The organism is Rhodococcus sp. 3258 (assembly GCF_031456475.1).
In the GTDB taxonomy this organism is placed as follows: domain Bacteria; phylum Actinomycetota; class Actinomycetes; order Mycobacteriales; family Mycobacteriaceae; genus Rhodococcoides; species Rhodococcoides fascians.
Genome location: NZ_JAVDUT010000001.1, coordinates 270,834 through 290,525, shown reverse-complemented (window position 1 = coordinate 290,525; position 19,692 = coordinate 270,834). Strand labels below are relative to the sequence as shown.

Annotated in this window: 21 protein-coding genes; 12 read left to right on the top strand and 9 right to left on the bottom strand. The window is 65.3% G+C overall.

Going from position 1 to position 19,692, the window contains the following annotated elements; translation table 11 throughout:
- The first annotated feature begins 32 nt into the window (after nt 1–32).
- Nucleotides 33–197, top strand: coding sequence for a CDGSH iron-sulfur domain-containing protein (locus J2X62_RS01255; protein ID WP_063216898.1), 165 nt, complete (start codon nt 33–35; stop codon nt 195–197).
- Here J2X62_RS01255 and J2X62_RS01250 read toward each other — a convergent pair.
- Nucleotides 179–1,177, bottom strand: a complete 999-nt coding sequence (locus J2X62_RS01250) for an iron-containing redox enzyme family protein (RefSeq protein WP_052053235.1) — start codon at nt 1,175–1,177, stop codon at nt 179–181. The genes J2X62_RS01255 and J2X62_RS01250 overlap by 19 nt on opposite strands.
- A gap of 127 nt (nt 1,178–1,304) precedes the next feature.
- Here J2X62_RS01250 and J2X62_RS01245 point away from each other — a divergent pair, with 127 nt between their 5' ends.
- The gene (locus J2X62_RS01245; RefSeq protein ID WP_032366266.1) at nt 1,305–2,486 is read left to right on the top strand and encodes a zinc-dependent alcohol dehydrogenase; all 1,182 of its coding nucleotides are present in this window, start codon (nt 1,305–1,307) and stop codon (nt 2,484–2,486) included.
- A 76-nt stretch (nt 2,487–2,562) separates the two neighbouring features.
- Here J2X62_RS01245 and J2X62_RS01240 read toward each other — a convergent pair whose 3' ends face one another.
- Nucleotides 2,563–3,516, bottom strand: coding sequence for a hypothetical protein (locus J2X62_RS01240; protein WP_032371105.1), 954 nt, complete (start codon nt 3,514–3,516; stop codon nt 2,563–2,565).
- Between the two features lie 207 nt (nt 3,517–3,723).
- Between J2X62_RS01240 and J2X62_RS01235 the strand changes: the two genes are divergently transcribed.
- Nucleotides 3,724–4,116 (top strand): OsmC family protein, encoded by a 393-nt coding sequence (locus J2X62_RS01235; RefSeq protein ID WP_094693628.1) that lies wholly within the window; start codon nt 3,724–3,726, stop codon nt 4,114–4,116.
- 39 nt (nt 4,117–4,155) lie between these two features.
- A complete protein-coding gene (locus J2X62_RS01230; protein WP_048319871.1) occupies nt 4,156–4,992 on the top strand; it encodes a YihY/virulence factor BrkB family protein in 837 nt (278 codons plus the stop codon).
- Here J2X62_RS01230 and J2X62_RS01225 read toward each other — a convergent pair.
- From J2X62_RS01225 to J2X62_RS01210, 4 genes are all read right to left on the bottom strand, one after another.
- Entirely contained in the window at nt 4,940–5,653 is a 714-nt protein-coding gene (locus J2X62_RS01225; RefSeq protein WP_052053234.1) for a CDP-alcohol phosphatidyltransferase family protein, read from the bottom strand. The genes J2X62_RS01230 and J2X62_RS01225 overlap by 53 nt on opposite strands.
- Nucleotides 5,654–5,751: 98 nt before the next feature.
- Nucleotides 5,752–5,901: a hypothetical protein gene (locus J2X62_RS01220; RefSeq protein WP_155288598.1), complete on the bottom strand. Its 150-nt coding sequence runs from the start codon at nt 5,899–5,901 to the stop codon at nt 5,752–5,754.
- 181 nt (nt 5,902–6,082) lie between these two features.
- A complete protein-coding gene (locus tag J2X62_RS01215; RefSeq protein WP_310176440.1) occupies nt 6,083–8,332 on the bottom strand; it encodes a glycosyltransferase in 2,250 nt (749 codons plus the stop codon).
- Between the two features lie 65 nt (nt 8,333–8,397).
- Nucleotides 8,398–9,342, bottom strand: coding sequence for a WcbI family polysaccharide biosynthesis putative acetyltransferase (locus J2X62_RS01210; RefSeq protein ID WP_230074237.1), 945 nt, complete (start codon nt 9,340–9,342; stop codon nt 8,398–8,400).
- A gap of 202 nt (nt 9,343–9,544) precedes the next feature.
- Between J2X62_RS01210 and J2X62_RS01205 the strand changes: the two genes are divergently transcribed.
- From J2X62_RS01205 to J2X62_RS01185, 5 genes are read left to right on the top strand one after another with little or no spacing between them, the layout of a single operon-like run.
- Nucleotides 9,545–10,579: a glycosyltransferase family 1 protein gene (locus J2X62_RS01205; RefSeq protein ID WP_310176433.1), complete on the top strand. Its 1,035-nt coding sequence runs from the start codon at nt 9,545–9,547 to the stop codon at nt 10,577–10,579.
- Entirely contained in the window at nt 10,576–11,688 is a 1,113-nt protein-coding gene (locus J2X62_RS01200) for a glycosyltransferase (RefSeq protein WP_027496215.1), read from the top strand. Before J2X62_RS01205 ends, J2X62_RS01200 begins: the two co-directional genes overlap by 4 nt.
- Complete coding sequence (locus J2X62_RS01195) at nt 11,685–12,704, top strand: glycosyltransferase (protein WP_027496216.1); 1,020 nt, start codon at nt 11,685–11,687, stop codon at nt 12,702–12,704. Before J2X62_RS01200 ends, J2X62_RS01195 begins: the two co-directional genes overlap by 4 nt.
- A complete protein-coding gene (locus tag J2X62_RS01190) occupies nt 12,701–13,552 on the top strand; it encodes a glycosyltransferase family 2 protein (RefSeq protein WP_094693610.1) in 852 nt (283 codons plus the stop codon). The genes J2X62_RS01195 and J2X62_RS01190 overlap by 4 nt, the downstream gene beginning before the upstream one ends.
- A gap of 33 nt (nt 13,553–13,585) precedes the next feature.
- Nucleotides 13,586–14,608: an LLM class flavin-dependent oxidoreductase gene (locus tag J2X62_RS01185; protein WP_032383516.1), complete on the top strand. Its 1,023-nt coding sequence runs from the start codon at nt 13,586–13,588 to the stop codon at nt 14,606–14,608.
- 69 nt (nt 14,609–14,677) lie between these two features.
- Here the strand turns inward: J2X62_RS01185 and J2X62_RS01180 are convergent, their stop codons facing one another.
- Entirely contained in the window at nt 14,678–15,871 is a 1,194-nt protein-coding gene (locus tag J2X62_RS01180; protein WP_027496218.1) for a triacylglycerol lipase, read from the bottom strand.
- A 353-nt stretch (nt 15,872–16,224) separates the two neighbouring features.
- Here J2X62_RS01180 and J2X62_RS01175 point away from each other — a divergent pair, with 353 nt between their 5' ends.
- Both J2X62_RS01175 and J2X62_RS01170 read left to right on the top strand, forming a co-directional pair.
- On the top strand, nt 16,225–17,481 hold the full coding sequence (locus J2X62_RS01175) for a helix-turn-helix domain-containing protein (RefSeq protein ID WP_310176422.1): 1,257 nt from the start codon (nt 16,225–16,227) through the stop codon (nt 17,479–17,481).
- Nucleotides 17,478–18,212 (top strand): EAL domain-containing protein, encoded by a 735-nt coding sequence (locus J2X62_RS01170; protein WP_230074240.1) that lies wholly within the window; start codon nt 17,478–17,480, stop codon nt 18,210–18,212. The genes J2X62_RS01175 and J2X62_RS01170 overlap by 4 nt, the downstream gene beginning before the upstream one ends.
- Nucleotides 18,213–18,274: 62 nt before the next feature.
- Here the strand turns inward: J2X62_RS01170 and J2X62_RS01165 are convergent, their stop codons facing one another.
- A complete protein-coding gene (locus J2X62_RS01165; RefSeq protein ID WP_027496220.1) occupies nt 18,275–18,472 on the bottom strand; it encodes a CsbD family protein in 198 nt (65 codons plus the stop codon).
- A 118-nt stretch (nt 18,473–18,590) separates the two neighbouring features.
- Between J2X62_RS01165 and J2X62_RS01160 the strand changes: the two genes are divergently transcribed.
- Nucleotides 18,591–19,052, top strand: a complete 462-nt coding sequence (locus J2X62_RS01160; protein ID WP_310176408.1) for a hypothetical protein — start codon at nt 18,591–18,593, stop codon at nt 19,050–19,052.
- Nucleotides 19,053–19,126: 74 nt separating this feature from the next.
- Here J2X62_RS01160 and J2X62_RS01155 read toward each other — a convergent pair whose 3' ends face one another.
- On the bottom strand, nt 19,127–19,675 hold the full coding sequence (locus tag J2X62_RS01155) for a Dps family protein (protein ID WP_027496222.1): 549 nt from the start codon (nt 19,673–19,675) through the stop codon (nt 19,127–19,129).
- Nucleotides 19,676–19,692 lie beyond the last annotated feature (17 nt).

Sequence of the window (19,692 nt, the reverse complement as noted above, 5' to 3'; positions counted from 1 at the left end):
GCACTCGGGTGAGACTGGTCCGGGGCGGACCGATGCTGATCGACGGGCCGGTCGAGATCGAACTCGACGACGGCTCCGTCGTCACATCGGATCGTTTCGTCGTCGCGCTGTGCACATGCAAGCGAAGCAAGACGTACCCACTGTGCGACACGAGCCATCGCGCGAAGCGACGAGCGAGTCAGTCCAGCGACGACTGACCGGCGGACCACCGCTGCATCACGTGGTCCGCGAGCGCGTTCTCGACGAAATCCAGTGCGCGCATGCCGAAGACGATGTCGGCTTCGATGTGCGGTTCCTGTCCGATCAGGTTCTCCACCACGTCGTGGCGCAGGACCTGCTCGTGGACGGCGTCGGCCTCGACGTGCTCCGCGTAGAACGCGATGCATGCAGCCGGCGCTGACAGCCTGCGAAGGCCCTGCACGAACCGCTGTGAACCCGGCGAGGACGTGATCTCCGTGGCGGCGAAATGGCCCACGGTGGCACCTCGGCGGCTACGGTGCAATCCGAACAACGACATGAGGTTGACCCACGCGAGTGTCTGGGCGGGGACGCGATCCACGTACCCGAGGTAGGACGCATCGAGGTCTGCTGCCGTCATGGATTCGGCCCACAGATGCTGGTGGACACGCTCACCCCTACCACCGCCGTACTCGTCGAATTCGACGGCGACATACGAGGCCTTGACCTGGCCGACCAGCCTCGGGATCGCCCACGCATGGGGATCCGCTTCCTTGAGGTGGTAGATGGACCGATGTACGAAGTACTCGCGCATCTGCTCCCACGATCCTTCGTCCCGCAGGAACCACGACGGGCCGGTACCGGACGACGCCTCGACCGACAGTCGCTTCATTTCGGCGACGACGTCGTCGCCGGGTTCGACATTCGAGCGTACGTAGTTCAGAAACGCGGATTCGAGTGCTGCTCTGAACTGCAGCAGTGCCGGATCCCACTCCAGTTCGTCGTCCACGCCCTCGAACCCGCGGTAGTGCAGTTCGTAGCTGATGAGCAACGCCAGTTGCATGTCACGCGACGTCGGATCGGCATCCGACGCGCTGGGCAGTGCGGCACCGCCGCCGGTGGAGAGATACCGGATCACGGCGTCCGAGAGTGGACCACACGGCACCGGCAACCGAGGCGACACGAGGGTGGGGGCGATGGAAGGGGTCACAACACTCATTGTTCACGCCTACCCGCTGCCGGTCACGGTCAATCGTGTGGGTCCGATGCGTTTGCACGCATACGAAGCAGGTAATCCGCTTCGTGCGATTCCGAGTTTCGGGGTCGAGTAACAGAGAGGAGCCTCCATGCGCGCAGTGACATGGCAGGGCAAGAGGAACGTCAGCGTCGATTCGGTGCCCGATCCCCGCATCGAAGCGCCGACGGACGCAATTGTGAAGATCACGACCACCAATATCTGCGGATCGGACCTACACCTGTACGAGACACTCGGTGCCTTCATGGACCAGGGCGATATTCTGGGTCACGAGCCCATGGGCATCGTGGAGGAAGTCGGTTCGGAGACAGGCGATCTCGCCGTCGGAGACCGTGTGGTCATCCCGTTCCAGATTTCGTGTGGACATTGCTACATGTGCAATTCGAGTCTGTACACCCAGTGCGAGACCACCCAGGTTCGTGAGCAGGGCATGGGTGCCGCGTTGTTCGGCTTCTCCAAGCTGTACGGCCAAGTGCCCGGTGGGCAAGCGGAGTACCTCCGTGTTCCGCAGGCGCAGTTCACGCACATCAAGGTCCCCGAGGCCGGACCCGATTCGCGATTCGTCTACCTCTCCGACGTATTGCCTACCGCGTGGCAATCGGTGGAGTACGCGTCGATACCTGCAGGCGGGTCGGTGACGGTGCTCGGACTCGGTCCCATCGGAGACATGGCCGCCCGCATCGCCCAGCACAAGGGTGCTCGGGTCATTGCTGTCGACCTCGTACCCGAGCGCCTGGCGCGAGCTGCGGCACGGGGAATCGAAACGGTGAATCTGGCCGAACACAGCGGGGGCGTCGGCGACGTCATTCGTGACATGACCGACGGCCGAGGAACGGACGCGGTGATCGATGCCGTCGGAATGGAGGCGCACGGCTCACCGGTCGGCAAGCTGGCCCAGCAGATCGTCGGAATGCTGCCCGACGCCGTGGCCGCGCCGATGATGCAGAAGGCCGGCGTGGACCGGCTGGGTGCGCTGTACTCGGCAATCGACATCGTTCGACGCGGCGGAACCATCTCGATCATCGGTGTGTACGGAGGTATGGCCGATCCGCTACCGTTGATGACCTTGTTCGACAAGCAGATTCAGCTGCGGATGGGCCAGGCGAACGTCAAGCGATGGGTCGACGACATCATGCCGCTCCTCGGCGACGACGATCCGTTGGGCGTCGATTCGTTCGCCACTCACGAGCTTTCGCTCGAAGAAGCGCCGCATGCGTACGACATCTTCCAGAAGAAGCAGGACGGTGCGATCAAGGTTCTGTTGAAGCCCTGAACCTTTCGAATACAGCGATGCGGCCCGGAACTTCACGGGCCGCATCGGTATTCGCAGAAGGAACGGTCGATCGTCGTCAGTCGACGGAGATGACGTCCTTGGCGATTGCTGCCAGGCGAGTCTGTCCTGCAGACACGACTCCGTGGCGGTTCTTGTGTGCCTCTTCGTACGCCACGACAGTGCGTACATCGGCGGGTGTGGTCAGTTCCTTGATGGCGGCCACCGCGTCCGAGACGTTGAGGTCGTCGTAGTCGGCTACGGGAAGCTCGTCGGCACCGAGAGTTCCACCGGCGGACCGAGCGGTGTGAATGGCGTCGGCGACAGTGTCGACACCTTCGCTACGGGTGACATCCTCGGCGGCTTCGAGTGCTGCATCGCGGCTGGCGGTCAACGTTCTGACGGCGACGTCGCCTGCGTGTGCACCGCGGCCCAGCAGAGCGCTCAGTCGGTCCGGGGTGGCGCGAGCGGCGTCCAGTGCGCGGTCGAGACCGCGGGCCGACCAGTTGGCCGGTGCGTTGACGATCTTGACTGCGGTGCCGGCAGCTGCCTGGAGAGGCGTCCGGCGCAGTGCGGCGGGTCCACCCAGGGCGTCTTCGGCGAGGACGGTCTCGAGCCATTCGACCGTGGCGGCGTGCGCGGTTGCCAAGCGGCCGGCCAGTGCCACGACGGACGGTTCCTCGGCTGCTGTCGCCAAAGCCTTGATGTACTTCGCTCGACCCAGCAGTTGCTGCTCGAGGGCGAGATCGCCCAGCAGTGCCTCGTCGAACGGCTGCGCCTGCTCGGCGACTGCCTTCACCGCTGCGAACGTGCGCCCGATGAACGGTGCCACTACCTCGGGCAGGCCACCGAGGTTGCGCAGTGCTTCCTCGATAGCGGCGGCGCGGTCACGTCCGTTGGCGGCGTTCTGCGTCAGTTCCCGACGAACCGCTTCGGTGCGCGCCTGCACGACGCGGGTTTCCGCGACCTGAATTTCGGTGTGTGTCAGCTGCAGTGCAATCCGCAACTGAGCGATCAAAGTCGATGTGCTCATGGTGCTCCCCTTTCGGTGGGTGGGTACATGGATCCGGCCGATGCCTGTGGGTCACAGCGTGATGCTCGGCCCTGTTCGGGTGTTACCCGCCGGTAAGTTCTGTCAAACGGCTGTACCGCAGGTGTGAACAGCGACACGTCCGAACCGCTACTCGTGTCGGCGGGATTCGACGGTTTCGATCGGCAGCGGAATGGACATCCGACACCGATGACTACCGAGCTGTACACAGCAACCGTCTCTGCAACTGCGACCGGCGTGACCTCCGACGACGGAGTGCTGTCGTTGAGTGTGCGAGAACCGGCCGAACTCGGTGGCCCGGGCGAGGCCACCAACCCCGAGCAGTTGATGGCCGCAGCGCTGTCGAGTTGCTTGGTGGAGTCACTGCGAATCGCACTGGGGACCGTCGGCGGCAGTGTCGACGAACTCGCGGTCAAGGGCACCGTCGTGCTGACCGATTCCGACGCATCCGGTTACGACGCGAAATTCGCACTGTCGGTGTCGCTACCGGGCACCGACAACCCGGAGGCCGTACTCGCGCAGGCCACGTCGATCTGCCCGTTCCTCAAAGTGATCGACGCCGTGGACGTCACCCTTGGATAACCGCTCGATCGATCGGCGGACCTGCTCCGAACGCGCGCGATGACATCCATTCGCGTTCGGGCGGTTCGCGGAGTGCAGGCGATCAAAGCCGGCTTCGCGCGTGAGGACACCACGCTGATCGCGGGCGGACTGACGTTCTACGCGGTGATCGCCGTCGTCCCTCTGCTGCTTCTGACGATCCGGGCGACCGTGTTGTTGGTGTCGGCGCAGTGGGTACAGGGCGGATTCGACGCCATGTCTGCGTTACTGCCCGATGCGTTGGGTGCCCGCGCGGCGCTCGACGGCCTGGCCGATGCCGGAATACACCTGGGACCACTGGGGGTCGTGATCTCGATCTTTCCCGCGACGTTCTACGGAGAGGGTCTGCGGAGGGCGATCGTGCGCTTCGCCCCGACCCGTGAAACGTTCACCGGGTGGCGAGGCAGAGCTGCGATGGTGCCCTTTTTCGTTGCCGCCCCGGTGTTGCTCCTCGGGGTGCTGACCGTCGCACGCGTCCTGCAGGCGACCACGGGCGGCGGGGGTGCCGGTGCGCTGGCACTACGAATATTTCTGGGGTTCAACTGCCTATGGCTGATCCTGGCCGTTCCGCTTGCCTGGACCTACCGGGTCATCGCGCCGCGGGCGGTGGGGTGGCGGGCACTCGTGGCCGGCTCCTTGGTCACGTCGTCGATCGTCACCGGGTTCGTGCACGGCTTCATCTTGTTCCTGGCCATTCCGGTCGACCTCGGTGCACCGTTCGGTGGTCTCACCGACATCGGCGGCGGTGTGGCAATCATGCTGTGGATGTTCGTCTTTCACGTGCTGGCGCTCGCCGGCTGGCTGATCACCGCCGAGTTCGATCGGCCCGTCGGTACAGCCCGAACATCAGCTGGGTGAACCCGAGAACGGCCAGCCCACACGTCACCGATATTCCGATCGTCGCGGACGTCTGAGCGCTACCGGGGCCCGCGCCCGCAACGGTCGCGGTGACGACGGCGGCAACGACCCGAGACGGCCGCTCCCACACCGTCAGGAAGCCGACGTCGGAGATCCCGGCTCCGACGGCACGCGCGCGGGCCGTCTCGTGCAGCAATGTCGTCACACCGACGGCAACGACGATGGGCATCGGAGCGCCCAGCGCGAGGCTGCCCGCCAGGAACAGCAGATCGCTGCACCGATCCGACACCGTGTCCAGCAGATAGCCCCACTGCGATTGGGAACGGCCGATCATGGCCACGCCGCCGTCGATACCGTCGAGCAGCCCGGAGAACACGATGAGCACCGCCGCCAGGAGGGGCAGCGAGGTGCCCGGCCGGGACAACGCCACCGAGCCTGCAGCCGCAACCACCGCGGCGACGGTGACGACGTGGGCAGAGACGGACGCGCGCACGAGCGGGGCGCTCACGAAGTACACCAGACGAAGCCACGTCGACACGAGCACCGACGACGATGGATCGATGTTGCTGTGCAGACCCGACCATGTCGACAGATATTCCTGGCGGGTCGCCGGAAGTTCGGACGAAGTGCGCCGGCTCGGTGTGCTGCGCTGGTTGACCATCGACGATCCTTGCTCGGCAAATCGAAAGACCGACTCTACGAAAGATTCGTCGGTGTATACCCGCCTATTCGAAACCCACACCCGAGCGGCTCCAACAGTTACTGCTCGTCGGAGTTGCTCTGTCTCCTGCGGGCTTTGAGCCGCGATATTTTGATCCCGACGGCCGCGAACAGAATCAGCCATCCCGCGATCAACACTCCGCCTCCGACGAATGCCGCTCGCTGCAGAGGATGGGTGTCTGCGTACACGTAACCGACTGTGCCCCAAAGCAAAGCGACGAAAAAGATAATCGCCATCATCCACATCATCGAATACAGCGTTCTGTTCATCATTCGCCCGATCTCGCCGTTGCTTTCGTCTGCCGCCGATTTACATTCTCCCACTGGCCGTACCCGATTCGGTCGAGTCGACACCGGAACCACCCCACATTCACCACGCGAGTTTCGGTTGAACCTCGCCCGCGAAGAGCCCGAACTCCGCGCCTGTCCGATGCATGTGCCCGAACAGGGCCTCCGCGAGGTCCTCGGAAGCCGTTCCCATCGTCGACGACCACCGTCGAGCGCGAGCGCTCGACCGAGACGTGCGCAGTTCGACCGTGCCCGAGTTGCCCACGTCGACCGTCAGCCGATCCGCTCCTGTCTCCACGAGACGACGAAGTGCGCCGGCACCGAACAGGACGAGGCCGCGCACCTCGAGCACCGCGTGAGAACGTGCGGTGTCTCCCGGAAGACCCACCTGGATGCGGCAGTCGGCGTCGCCCCACTGCCGCCGTAATTCTTCGGCACCGGGTCCGTGAATCCACACTCGACAATCAGGATGCCTCAGGACCGAGCCGACGGTCTCGAGGAGGGACGCAGCGCTGTGCCCGGTGGTATCGACAACCGCGACGATCTCCGGCAGCGCGTAGGTCAGACCCTGGGAACGCGCCGCAGGGTCGGTGATGCGGGAGGCCAGCATCAGCGCTTCGGCGTTCTTCCGCTCTCGGTCTCCGCCCGTGCGTTCGGCCCAGTCGGGCCCGTCGTGCCAGGCGACTGCTCGCGGCCGATGGGCCAGGACGGCACCTGCGGCGTAGGCCCGATGCGCGAATTCCCAGTCTTCTCCGCCGTACCCGACGAACGTCGGGTCGAACCCGCCGAGTTCCTCGAACAACGTTCGGCTGCAAGACATCACGGCACTGATGACGTATCGGTACGAACGACGGTCCGCGTCCAGAAGGTCTCGCGAGCCGGCGTAACCGTCACGAAGCCATGGAGGCTCGGTGAATTCCGTCGGGCCCGCAGATCGGCCGTCGAACCAGGTACCGACGTCCGCGGGCGACCACCCGCCGAGATCGGCATGTCGACGCCTACCCACCGTCACCGCATCGGGAAGGGCCACGATCAGGCGTACCGATTCCTCGATGTAATCGGGTTCGGGCACGGTGTCGGCGTCGAGGAAGCAGAGGATGTCTCCGCGCGCTGCGGACGCACCGAGATTGCGTGCGGCGGCGGCCCGGAATCCGAGATCCGGTTGGCGCACGACGGTGATGTCGAGAGCCGAGCCGAATTCCTCCACGTTCGGTTCCTCGGGAGATCCGTCGTCGGCGACGATCACCTGGATGCGGGACGCGGGCCAGGTCTGCGCGGTCAACGCTGTCAGAACCAGGTCGAGCTGGTGCTGCTGCCGGAAGTAGGGAATCACGACCGACACTCGGGGCGTGTCGGATGCGGTCGGTGCCAGATCCCACCGATTGTGCGGAACCACCGAGCGGCCATCGGGCAGCGCGATGGACGGTAGAGCCATGCCTTCTCGGAACAGGGAGCTGTACAGGTCGGCCGCCTGCGCCGGCGATGGATACTGTGCCGAGTCGGCGGCCTGCCATGTCTTCTCGGGTCGGCGTAACGCTTCTGCCATGGCCTCGGCCAGGCCCTCCACTGTGTCCTCGTGAATCCACAGCGCATCGGGCGAATTGACGGCCATCTCGTCGACGTATCGACCACGAGGGACCAGAGGGCGACGGCCCGCCGCGATCCAGGTGTTGATCGAACCGGATGCCGATACATGCCGGTGGAAAGCAACCGGGACAGCAATGGACCGCAACCGGCCGCCCAGTTCGGCATCGGGCACGAAGCCGGTCGTCGAAAACGGCCTGCCCAGATGCCGGGCAGTGCCGCGTAGTTCGTCGAGCACGTCCTCGTGTCCGGCCGACGCGGCCCCGACGATCTCGAACCCGACGTCGGTGTCCAGTGCAGACATGGCACCGAGTACTTCGCTGTGTCCCTTCCCCGGATAGACGAACCCGAGAATCCCGACGACTCGCCGGGGGACGACGTCGTCGGATCGTAGTGCCGGGCGGTCTATCGGTAGGGGAATGACCCGGATGTCGGGTCGGCTGTCGAGTATGTCCTCGAGAAGCAGTCGCTCGTGCACACTCGACACCACGACCGTTGCAGCGCAGTCGATCACTCGGCGGTAGCAGTCGGTGCGTGCCGCAAACGCGGAGCCGTCCGAGATCTGGGGTACGTCGTGCAGCGTAACGGTGATGCGGGCTCGATGCTGCTGTGCCAGTGCGACAATGGCATCGGCTGCCTCGTGCGCGGTACGTCCGAACAGCCGGTCGGTGAAGTGAATGTGGACGGGAGTGTCGGGCGGTAGTCGGTCGGGAGCGGTCACCACGGGACTCGCTGTGGCCGTAGCCATGTCGCGGGCACACCGGACGACTCCGTGGTCCGGTGGGCCGACCACGAGATGATGCACGGGTGCGATCACGGCGTCGTCTGCAGGATTCGCAGGAGCTCGGAGTGGCGGGCCAGTGCGGCGTCGACGAACTGGGGATGTGCCGCATACCAATCGAGGTGAGCGCGGTGCACGACGTCGCTGGACACGTCGGAACCGTCGACCGTCCAGTCTGGGCGAGCTTCACCGGGGAGGCCGAGGGCGCGCAGTACCCGACGTTCGACGGGCGCTCGCACACCGCCGAGCAGTTCTCTCCCTGGATCACCCACAGTGCAGGCGGTGTCGAGGTGGTCCAGGATCCGCTGCGCGAGTGCAGTCAACACCACGTTGGTCGGATGGTTGATCGTATGAGTGGCACGGCTTCCCGCACTCTGGAACAGGTCGGACGCAGCGATGTCGGTGTCGCGGCTCTCGCGTCGTCGTAGCTCGTCCAGGCTCGCCTGCGCGGCATCACGAAAGCCGGCGTCGGATACCGGGAGGTCCCAGTTCTCGCCGGGCCGCACGCCACGCTCGAAGGCCACGATCGTCCGCAGATCGTGGTACGGAACGAGATCCGGAACGGCCGCTGGGTCGCTCGGATGCCGAACGATGACTTGAAAAGGATGCAGCGCAGCGTATCTCAGCACGGGCCAACGAAGTACCACGGCGTGCGGCGGGAGTGCTCGTGTCAGATCGGGGACCCCGAGCGGCAAATCCCGATAACCCTCCCGCACAGGCTGAGTCAGCAGTACCGAGGTCTGCCGGACCAATCGATCGACGTGCGGCAGATCGGCGGATTCGAGTTCGTGTACCGGCGGGATTCGTACCGTCCGAAACGGCATCGCCGCATCCGAGCTCAGCAGAATGCGCATCGCCTCGGCCTGGCAGTTACCCCAGACGAGCAACAGGGGGCGATCGTCGACGGGTGTACGTGGCGCGGCCTCGAGCCCCGATATTCCGTAGAAATCGCCGTAGTGGCGAGTACGCCCGTCCATGTCTGCCCCGACGTCGTGTGAGTGCGTGTGTTCGACCATTCTTCTGGTCAACGTAGCCCCGCCGAACCTGCGACGGCAACCGCGATTGAACTCGGTACGAAGTGGGTACAGACCCCTTGCGCGTGTCGGGAACAGGCACGATTCGTCTGACCTGTACCCGAAGGAATTCATGATTCGTATTGCGTCCGTACCCTCCTCTCACGTGTACGTACAGCACGTGCAGCCGGTGCCCGACGGCTCCGGTAACTCGGTGGTGCTGTTGCCCGATCCGACGCCGGTTCGCGTCGATGTGCCGGGCCAGTGGTGGCCGCCTCGTCTCCTCGACGCAGGGTGGTTGGCCGAGCAACCCGATTCGAGCTTCGACGTTCTGCACGTGCACTTCGGCTTCGAGTCCTTCTCACCGGAAGACTTGACCCGCACGGTCGAGTATCTGAGGGCCCATCGCAAGCCCCTGGTGCTCACGGTCCACGACGCGCACAATCCCCACTTCGCGGACAACACCGGTCATCTGGAGCAGCTGGACGTGTTGATACGTGGTGCCGATGCCGTGATCACCCTCACCGAAGGAGCAGCTGCGTGGATAGCCGATCGGTGGAACGTGCATGCGACGGTGATCGAGCACCCACACGTGGTGCCTCTCGAAAGAATGAACGTCGCACGCCCGGTGTCGGACTCGTTCGTCATCGGAGTCCACGCCAAGAACCTGCGAGCGAACATCGACCCGCTTGCGGTGATGGACGCCGTCGTCGAGGCGGCTCGATCGCTACCGGCTGCGACGGTGCGGTTGGACATCGACGAGGACGTGTTCGACACGGCCGGCCACTGGTACGACCCGACCGTCGGCGCGAAGTTGCTGGACTACAACAGTTTCCCCGACGTCGATGTGCGGGTGCACGCCCGATTCGACGACGAGCAACTGTGGGACTACCTGTCTTCGATCGACGTCTCGGTGTTGCCGTATCGGTTCGGAACACATTCGGGTTGGCTCGAGGCCTGTCGGGATCTGGGAACGGCCGTCGTCGCGTCCGATTGCGGCTTCTATGCCGACCAAGCGCCGATTCACAGTTTCGTCATGAACACCGACTCGTTCGATCCCGACACGTTGGTGGCAGCTGTGCAGGCGGCCCACGCCGATCGGACCACAGCGCTCGACGCCGCAACCCGGGCCGAGCAGAGACAACGAATCGCAGCGACCCACGCTGGGATCTACGCTGCAGTGACAAAGGAGATGCGTTGAACGAGAAGCCACTTCGCATCGCGGTGCTGGCGTCATCGAGTTTTCCGGTGGCACAGCCTTTCGCGGGCGGTCTGGAGGCACACGTCTACAATCTGGTGCGGGCGCTGACCGAGCGTGGGCACCACGTCAGTCTGTTCGCCGCAGACGGATCGAGCGTCGATCTGGATGCCACGATGTTGCCGGTCCGAACGCTGGATCTGACACCGATTGCCCTCGCCGATCTCGCGGTCACCCCCACTGCGGTTCGCGAGCACCACGCATACCTCGCCGTGATGATGGAACTGGCCGGTGCGCTGTCGAACTCGTTCGACATCGTGCACAACCACAGCCTGCACTACCTGCCGTTGGCGATGTCCGCCACACTGCCGGTGCCGATGGTGACCACTCTGCACACGCCGCCGTTCGCGTGGCTGGAGTCGGCTGTTGCCCTGGCTCCGTTCGGTGCCAACACTTTTGCTGCTGTCAGTGCGTTCGCAGCCGAACAATGGGCCGACGTCGCGACCGGGACGATCGTCATCCGAAACGGGATCTCGCTGCAGGACTGGCCGTTCGGTGCGGGCGGCGACTATGTGGTGTGGTCCGGACGGTTGGTTCCCGAGAAGGGATTGCACCTGGCCATCGCCGCCGCGAAGCTCGCCGGCCGGTCGCTACGCATCGCCGGACCCATCAGCAACCTCGAATACTTCCACGGTGTCGTCGAACCCCTGCTCGACGATCGAGTCCGATACGTCGGGCACCTCGATCAGCCGGCCCTCGCCGCGCTGGTGGCCGGTGCCGAGGTCGCGCTGGTGTCGCCGGTGTGGTCCGAGCCGTACGGTCTGGTGGTCGCCGAAGCCCTGGCCTGCGGTACCCCGGTGGCAGCATTCGCCCGCGGAGGGATACCCGAGATCATCGACGCCTCGTCCGGAGTGTTGGTACCCGCCGACGACGTGGCCGGGCTCGCCGCCGCCATTCCCGCCGCGGCAGCGTTGAACAGGCACGACGCGCGGGCGCGCGCCGAGCAGGTGTGTTCGGTGGACCGGATGGTCGACGAGTACGAGGAGCTGTACCGATCGACCCTCGAGTCCGCATCGGCACCGGAGTCCGCCCACGGTCTCGCGATTGCATGATCGGCTACTACGCACACCACCACGGGGTAGGCCACGTCACTCGGTCCGACGCGATTGCGCGCCGCCTGGGTGAGCCGATCACGGTGCTGTCCTCGCGGGCGCGGCCTCCGGAACATGCTGCAGCGGAATGGATCGCACTCCCGCTGGATGTGAACGACACCGTGGGCGAGGCAGCCGCCGACGACATCTCGGCGGGGGGAGTGGTGCACTGGGCACCCCACGACGTCGACGGACTGACCGCACGGATGGCGATCATTGCCGACTGGGTTGCGCGTGAGCGACCGCGGGCAGTGGTCGTCGATGTGTCCGTGGAAGTGGCGATGTTTCTGCGGCTGATGGGTGTCCGGGTGATCGTCATGGCGATTCCGGGACACCGGGCCGATCCCGTCCACGCGATGGCCTACCGCGCGGCGACGCACATTCTCGCACCGTGGTCACGCAGTGTGTACGACCCGGCATGGTTGCATCCGTACGCCGCAAAGACGACGTACTCGGGCTCGATCAGCCGGTTCGCCGGACGAGCCCGAACGGAGGGCTCGAACACTGCGGCCACCGAAGGCCCGGTTGTCGTACTGGGCGCGGCGGGTGGCACCTCGTTGACCCGTGAACTGGTGGACTCGTGGTCCGCCGCGGACGACCGGTTCGACTTCCGCACACTCGGAGTGGCGGGCGGCGACTGGGTGGACGACGTGTGGCCGGTGCTGTGCTCAGCGGCCCTCGTGGTGACCAACGCCGGGCAGAACGCCGTGGCCGACGTCGCCGCGTCGGGCACACCGGCCATCGTGGTTCCGCAAGCCCGGCCGTTCGACGAGCAGGCTGCCACCGCGCACGCACTGGCGGCCGGATCCATCGCCGCGGTGCTCGACGAGTGGCCCTCGGTCGATCGGTGGCGACGCGCTGCCGACTGCGCCCTGGGCATCGGCGGACGGACATGGTCGCTGCTCGGTACCGACGGCGCACCCGATCGGGCGGCTCGCGCGATCGAGCAGGCTGCGTCCGGGACGGCTCGACGATGAAAGTGGTTGTCGTGACCGTGGTCTCGGGTCGTCACGATCATCTCGCCGCGCAGATTCGCGGGTTGGCCGAGTCCACCGACCGGCCCGTCGAGCACATCGTGGTCGCCATGGGCGATGACGACATTGCAGACGTGGTCGCCCGATCCGGCTCTGCAGCAAAGGTTCTCGACATGGATGCACAGACCCCGCTGCCGGTGGCGCGAGCGCGTAACCTCGGGGCAGCCGCTGCCCTCGGTCGGGGTGCCGAGCTGGTGGTGTTCCTCGACGTGGATTGCATACCCGCCCCGGAGATGCTCGACAGGTATCGCCGCGCCGCACTGCGCCCCGACAGTCGGCGAACTCTGTTGTGCGGACCGGTGACCTACCTGAAACCCGACAGCGTCGGACTCGAAGGTGACGCTCTGATCCCGCTCACCGCGCCGCATCCGGCTCGACCGAATCCGCCTGCGGGCGCAGTGGAACCCGGACACGATTTCGACCTGTTCTGGTCGTTGTCCTTCGCCGTGCACGCCGACACGTGGACCGAGATCGGCGGCTTCTGCGAGGACTACACCGGGTACGGGGGCGAGGACACGGATTTCGCGGCCACGGCCCGCGCGTCGGGCATCGGGTTGCGGTGGGTGGGCGGCGCTCACGCGTACCACCAGTTCCATCCCGTGTCCGATCCTCCGGTGGAACATCTCGACGACATCGTCGTCAACGCTCGGATCTTCTTCCGCCGGTGGGGCCGGTGGCCGATGGTCGGATGGCTCGAAGCGTTCGCGTCGCTCGGATTGCTCGAGTACGGCGGCACCGAGATTCGCCGTTTCACCGCCGCTGTTCACGACACCGACGACGGTGTGAATTAGGCTGGCCGGACTTTCACGAAACGAGGTCCAGACGTGCCCGAACCATCCAGGCCCCTGCGTTCGCTCGGATTTCTGACCATCGGGCTCTTCGACGAGAACGCACCCGAGGCCGGCCACGAATCGACGCTGCGCATCATCGAACTCGGGGAGCGGCTGGGATTCGACAGTGCGTGGCTTCGTCATCGTCACCTGCAGTTCGGTATCTCGTCTCCCATCGCGGTCATGGCCGCCGCGTCGCAACGTACCGACCGCATCATGCTCGGCACTGCGGTGACGCCGTTGGGTTGGGAGAACCCGTTGCGTCTCGCCGAGGACCTGGCCACGGTGGATGTGCTGTCCGGTGGGCGCGTCAACGCGGGAATCAGTGTGGGACAACCGATGCACTTCGATCGCGTCGCACACTCGTTGTATCCCGACACCGCCGAGGACGAGGACTTCGGCTACGACCGAGTCTCGCGGCTGCTTCGGTTCGTAGCCGGTGAACCTGCGTCCACGTGGTCGGGGACCGAGGGAATCGAAGCGTATTCCGAACGAGTACAACCGTATTCGCGTGGTCTACGGGACCGAATGTGGTACGGCGGGGCCAGTCTCCGGTCTGCCCAGTGGGCAGGGGAGAACGCGATGAATCTTCTGGTGAGCAGTGTGGTGCGCGCCGAGGACTCGACGGATTTCGATGCGATCCAGCGCGCGCACATCGCGCGGTTCCGCGAGGCTCACCCGGCCGGGGCCGACGCGCGGGTCTCCCAGGGGCTGGTGGTCATCCCCACCGACAGTGCTTCCGCCGCGCAGAAGCGCAAGTACGAGGACTACGTTCACGCGCGTACTGCACGGACCGGAGCACCGCAGGGGCCGGCTCGGATGATGTTCGCACCGGACCTCGTGGGTACCTCGGACGAGATCGCGGAGCAGTTGTACGCCAATCGATCTTTTCGCGAGGTCGACGAGGTGGCGTTCGCGCTGCCGTTCAGCTTCGACCACGAGGACTACGTGCAGATCCTGACCGACACGGCGCAGAAGCTCGGCCCGGCGCTGGGGTGGACCCCAGCACAGAACTGACCCGGACTTCCGCCGAGGGCGATCGGCCCGATCGGCCGATCGCCCTGGTGGAACAGAGGTACCGGTGTCCTACTGGCCCGTGATGGGCGAGTTGTAGGCACACGGGATCGACTTCGCGGGGAAGCCCTTCGGATCCAGTGCGTTCTTGACGATGCCGATCGCGCGCGGTGAGACGGAGATCGACAGGTGGTCCGACAAGTCGATGCCGCAGCCGTCCTGCAGGGTGACATTGTTGACGGTGGCACCGGGGCCTGCGGTGAGGAACGTCGTCTTGTACGGGGTGACGACCTCGTCGTACTTGGTGCCGATCACGGTGTACTTGATGCCGGGGTCGGTGTCACCGCCGACGGCCAGTCCCTTGACGAGTGGCGAGTCGATCACCTGGTCCGAAGCTGCCGGCCCGGCGATGGCACCGACGACTCCCAGGACGTTGAGTCCCAGGTTGTTGATGGTGCGCCCCAGAGTTCCGATGCCGACGAGGGTGGTGCCGTGATTCGATCCGGCGACGCTGACGACCGTGTTCACTTTGTTCTTGGTCGGGTCGGTCGGATTGGCACCGCCCTCGAAACGGAGGTACTGACGGGTGACGAGCCCACCCTGGGAGTGGCCGACGATGTCGACCTGCGCAGAGCCCGTGGCCGTCCGCACAGCGTCGACGTAGGTGGCGATCTCCTTCGCGTTGGACGCGACCGATGCGGTACCGCGAAGCGACGGGAGATTGCCGACGACACTGGAGTCCCCGTCTCCGTAGTTGAGCGCGAAGATGCAGTAGCCCTCCTTCTTCAGGGCAGGCGACATGCGCGCGAAGTTGTTGTACGCGTTCTCCCAGGTGCCGTGCAGGAGGACGACCGGGCGGGGGTGCGCGGCGGTGGGCTTGCAGTTCCAATCGTTGGCACCTTGGGGTGCGACGTTGGGGTTGACGATGCTGTAGAGGAATCCGGCCAGGAAGTTCTTCTGATCGGGCCCGTATCCGGTGGTCTCGGTCCGTGGGTCGTACGTCGCGGTGGCGGGGGCAGCCGAATCGATGCTCGGTGCCGTGATGCCCTGATCCGAGGCCTTCGGGTATGCGCCGGTCGGCCCCGGCGGAACAACGGTGTTGCCCTGCACGGTTGCGGGCGGTGCCGGTACCGGGACGGGTGCCGGCTGAGCCTGTGCTGCGAAACCGGAACCGAGGGCAACGGAGCATGCCATTGCAGCAATCATCGCAGCGCGGACTGTCGTGGCCTTCCTCGTTGCACGGAAGGTGGACCGAGAAGTGGTCATGGAGCCTGACTTTCGACGAGGGTCAAGTGGACAAGTCGGAACTGTAGGCCCGGATTTCGGCCCGGAACGTGCGCCGCATCACGTTTGGAAACCGCCCGCACGTGACCGTTCATTCGTGATGGGGCGTCACAAATGACAACGAACCGGACGCTAATGCGGATTTGTTGCTGGGTTCACGGTCCAAAACAATCCCCAGGTTTTATTTGTGCACTATGGTTCGAGTGTCTTCACCCCGGCCGACGGTTCGGCCGGGGAAGGACGGTTCGATACCGAGGCAGGGGCGTTGTGGGCAGACATCGGCCGCCTGAAGGACATGACCTGACGCGGGTTTCGAGTACGAGGGGTGGGGTTCGGTGACTGCAACAGACAGTGTGGACACGGCGCAGGAGGAGTACGCAGGTGGTCGACGTGCATCGGACCGCTTGCGGACGCCCCGGGAGACTGCCGCGCGAATGCTGAACCGGTATTTCGTCGATCCGGAGGACGTACCGCCGCCGCGCGACTGTGCACGGGGCGAACTCGACGACATGGCGACCACCTGCAGCGAACTGGCTGCAGGGGTCCTCGATTCCGGTCGACTACCGGTCGCGGGGGCCATGGACACCTTCCGGGACGCCGCAACGCGGTGGGCCCGCGACGGAGTGCCACTCGGCCGAATTCAGCACGCGATCAACGAGGGCTGCGCGCTGGGTCTACGGGCTGCCGAGTCAGCGGTGAACCGGGAGGCAGGCGCGGCGGGTGATGACCGGACGATCCTGATCATGGAGCTTCTGAACGTGGTCACCGAGGCGGTGTCCGACGCTTATCTCACCGAGTTTCGCACGTTGGCGCAGAACGGTCCACGGCACGACGTCGAATTGCTCGACGCTCTGCTGACCGGCGACGGCACTGCCCGCAGGATCGCCGATCGAATGGGTGCGCTGCTCGCCGAGGAGTATCACGTCGTGGCCCTGCACTTTCCGGCGCATGCCGACGAAGGGGGTAGGCGCGGCGATGCGGCGATGATGGCCGCACGGAAGCTGCGGAGATTTCACGCGGCCCTGGCAGCGCACAACGGAGACATCGCCCCCATCGCATCCATCAGTGCGACGGGCGGAACGGTACTGCTGCCCGACGTTCCAGGTGCCGACGTCGACGAACTGGTCGAGCGGCTTGCCGACGCCGGCCAGGTCGCAGTGACGGCGACGACCGGGTCGGCAGCGATCGACGACATCTCGGTGACTGCGCCGCACCTGTACGAGCTCTTGAGCCTGGTCCGCAGGTTGCACTACACGCCGGGCACCTACCGCATCTCGGATCTGGTGTTCGAGTACCAGGTGAGCCGGCCCGGACTCGGTCGAAAGCACCTCGTGACTCTGATCGATCCACTCCGTGACTCGGTCGACCTACTCCCGACGCTGCAAGCCTTCGTGGACTCCGATTCCAACAGGAAGAAGACAGCCACGTGGCTGACGGTGCATCCCAACACCGTCGACTACCGCCTCAAGCGGGTGGATCAACTCACCGGTCTCGATCCGATGAAACCGTCGGGGTTGCGGCGACTGCACGCAGCACTGATCGCCGATCGCCTCGAGGCACGCCGAACCCCGGTGGACGAGCGATCACTGTGACTGTCTCGGACGGCGCGGTGCTGGCAGCGTCCGCGGCGCTCGAGTCGGTGGATTCGGTGGCGGCGCTGTTTCAGCCGGTCGTCGAACTGTCGACCGGACATGTCGTCGGCTACGAGGCCCTCGCTCGGTGGCCGTCGCCGAGCAGCGCACTTCCCGAGGACGTCTTTGCTCTGGCCCGTGAACGGGGACTCGTCGGCCGAGTGGATGTGGCCTGCCGCGCGGCAGCTCTGCGCGCGGCGAGGGAACGTGCCTACTCCCGCAGGGTGCGGTTCTTCCTCAACATCGAACCGGGTTGCTTCCGTGACGAGCAGGACGTCGACATGCACCTCGACGCCATCGGCGACGATCTCGACGTGGTCCTCGAGATCACCGAGCGTGATCTGGATCGGAACGTTCCGTTGCTGATGGCCCTCGTCCGCGGCGCGCGCGCACGCGGGATGGGGGTGGCCATGGACGACGTCGGAGCGACACCGGCAACCCTGGATCTACTGGCGCTGGTGGCACCGGACATCGTCAAGCTCGACGCGTCGATCGTGCGAGCTCCGCTGCGGTCCCGACCGGCGATGCGACAGGTTCGCGCCTACGTTCGGTCGAGCAATGCGATCGTGCTGGCGGAAGGCATCGAGACGCGTCGACATCTGCGGCGCGCGAGAGCACTCGGAGCCAGCTTGGGGCAGGGATGGATGTTCGGGCGGCCACTGCCGCTGCCGAATCCGACAGAAGGCCTGTGACAGAGAAGAACCCCGCACCCGAGCCGTGAGGGCTGGGTGCGGGGTTCTGCTGCATCGATGGATCAGTTCGTGAACTTGTCCTTGATGTTGCCGGCTGCGTCCGAGACGTCGTCGCCGACCTGCTTGGTCTTGCCCGACGCCTGGTCCTTTGCGCCTTCGGCAGCAAGGTCGTCGTTGTCGGTCTTGTGGCCGATCTTTTCCTTGGCTTCGCCCACGAGCTCTTCTGCCTTGTGCTTTGCCTTGTCGATGAAATCAGCCATGTGAACTCCTCGAAATAGATTGTGCTGCTCGTGCATGGGAGCTATACCCGAGATCGCGGTCGGTAATCATCGGACTCCCGGCCGTGTTGCCGGCACGGGATGCGGGTACGTGCCGTTCATGACTGCACAGACGAACGACCCACATTCGCATGAGACGCCGGCACCGGAGCACCGCCGCCCCGACGGAGTGGACGACGATACCGTGGCAGCCACGGGCAAACTGTCCGAGGCACTCGAATACGTCGAGCGCGCTCGCGGCCACCTGTACTCGTTCCATCAGCTGATGGGACACGCGGATCTGCTGCTCGGGGAGGCCTCCGACGCGTTGTCGGACGCCGGGCACGACGCGTTGGCACAGCGACTCGAGACCGACATGATCGGCCGCAACATCGCTCAGGGGCGGTGGACGTTCCAGCTCGTCGAAGAGTTCGACGACGGGTATTGGACGGTACTTCGTGATCACGAGCGGGCGGTCCGGAACGAGCTGCTCGACGGACGTCGGCACGTCTTCGAGGCCGAGATGAAAGAACAGCGACGAACGCACGGTCGCAGCGGCCACGAGGCGCGTCCGCCGGAGTGATCTGGTTCTGTCACAACGAAAAGCACCGGCCTCGCCGTGATCGGCGAGACCGGTGCTTCGGGTAGAAATGTTTGTCAGCCGGCTTGCTTCGCAGCGTCGACTTCGCTGGTCGCGCTTGCGGTGGAGAGCTGACCACCGGAGTTCTCCAGGTGCGCGCGGACGAACCAGTGGAACAGTTCGAGCTGGGCGCTCTGGCCGATGAGCATGTCCTCGGTGATCGGATCGATCTCGCCGACCTCTTCGATGTTCTTACGGGTGGTCTCGATGACCCCGGTGTACACCAGATCGAGAGCGCCGAGGTGCTCGATCGCCGTCGCCCGGCCGATCGAGTAATCGTCCCAGGAACGTTCCTTGACGATGGTGCCCGGCGTTCCCTTCGCAGAGGAACCGAGGGTCGCGATGCGCTCGGCGACCTCGTCGGCGAAGCCGCGCACGGCCTCGACCTGAGGATCGAGCATTTCGTGGACAGAGATGAAGTTCGGTCCGACCACATTCCAGTGAATGTGCTTGAGCGTGAGATGGAGGTCGTTGTAGGCGTTCAGGCGATCCTGCAGGATCGCTGCGACGCGCGCGCCCACGTCCGACGAGAGTCCGGGAACGGTGTACGAGTTCTTGTCAGCCATGACGACGGTTTGCCCCA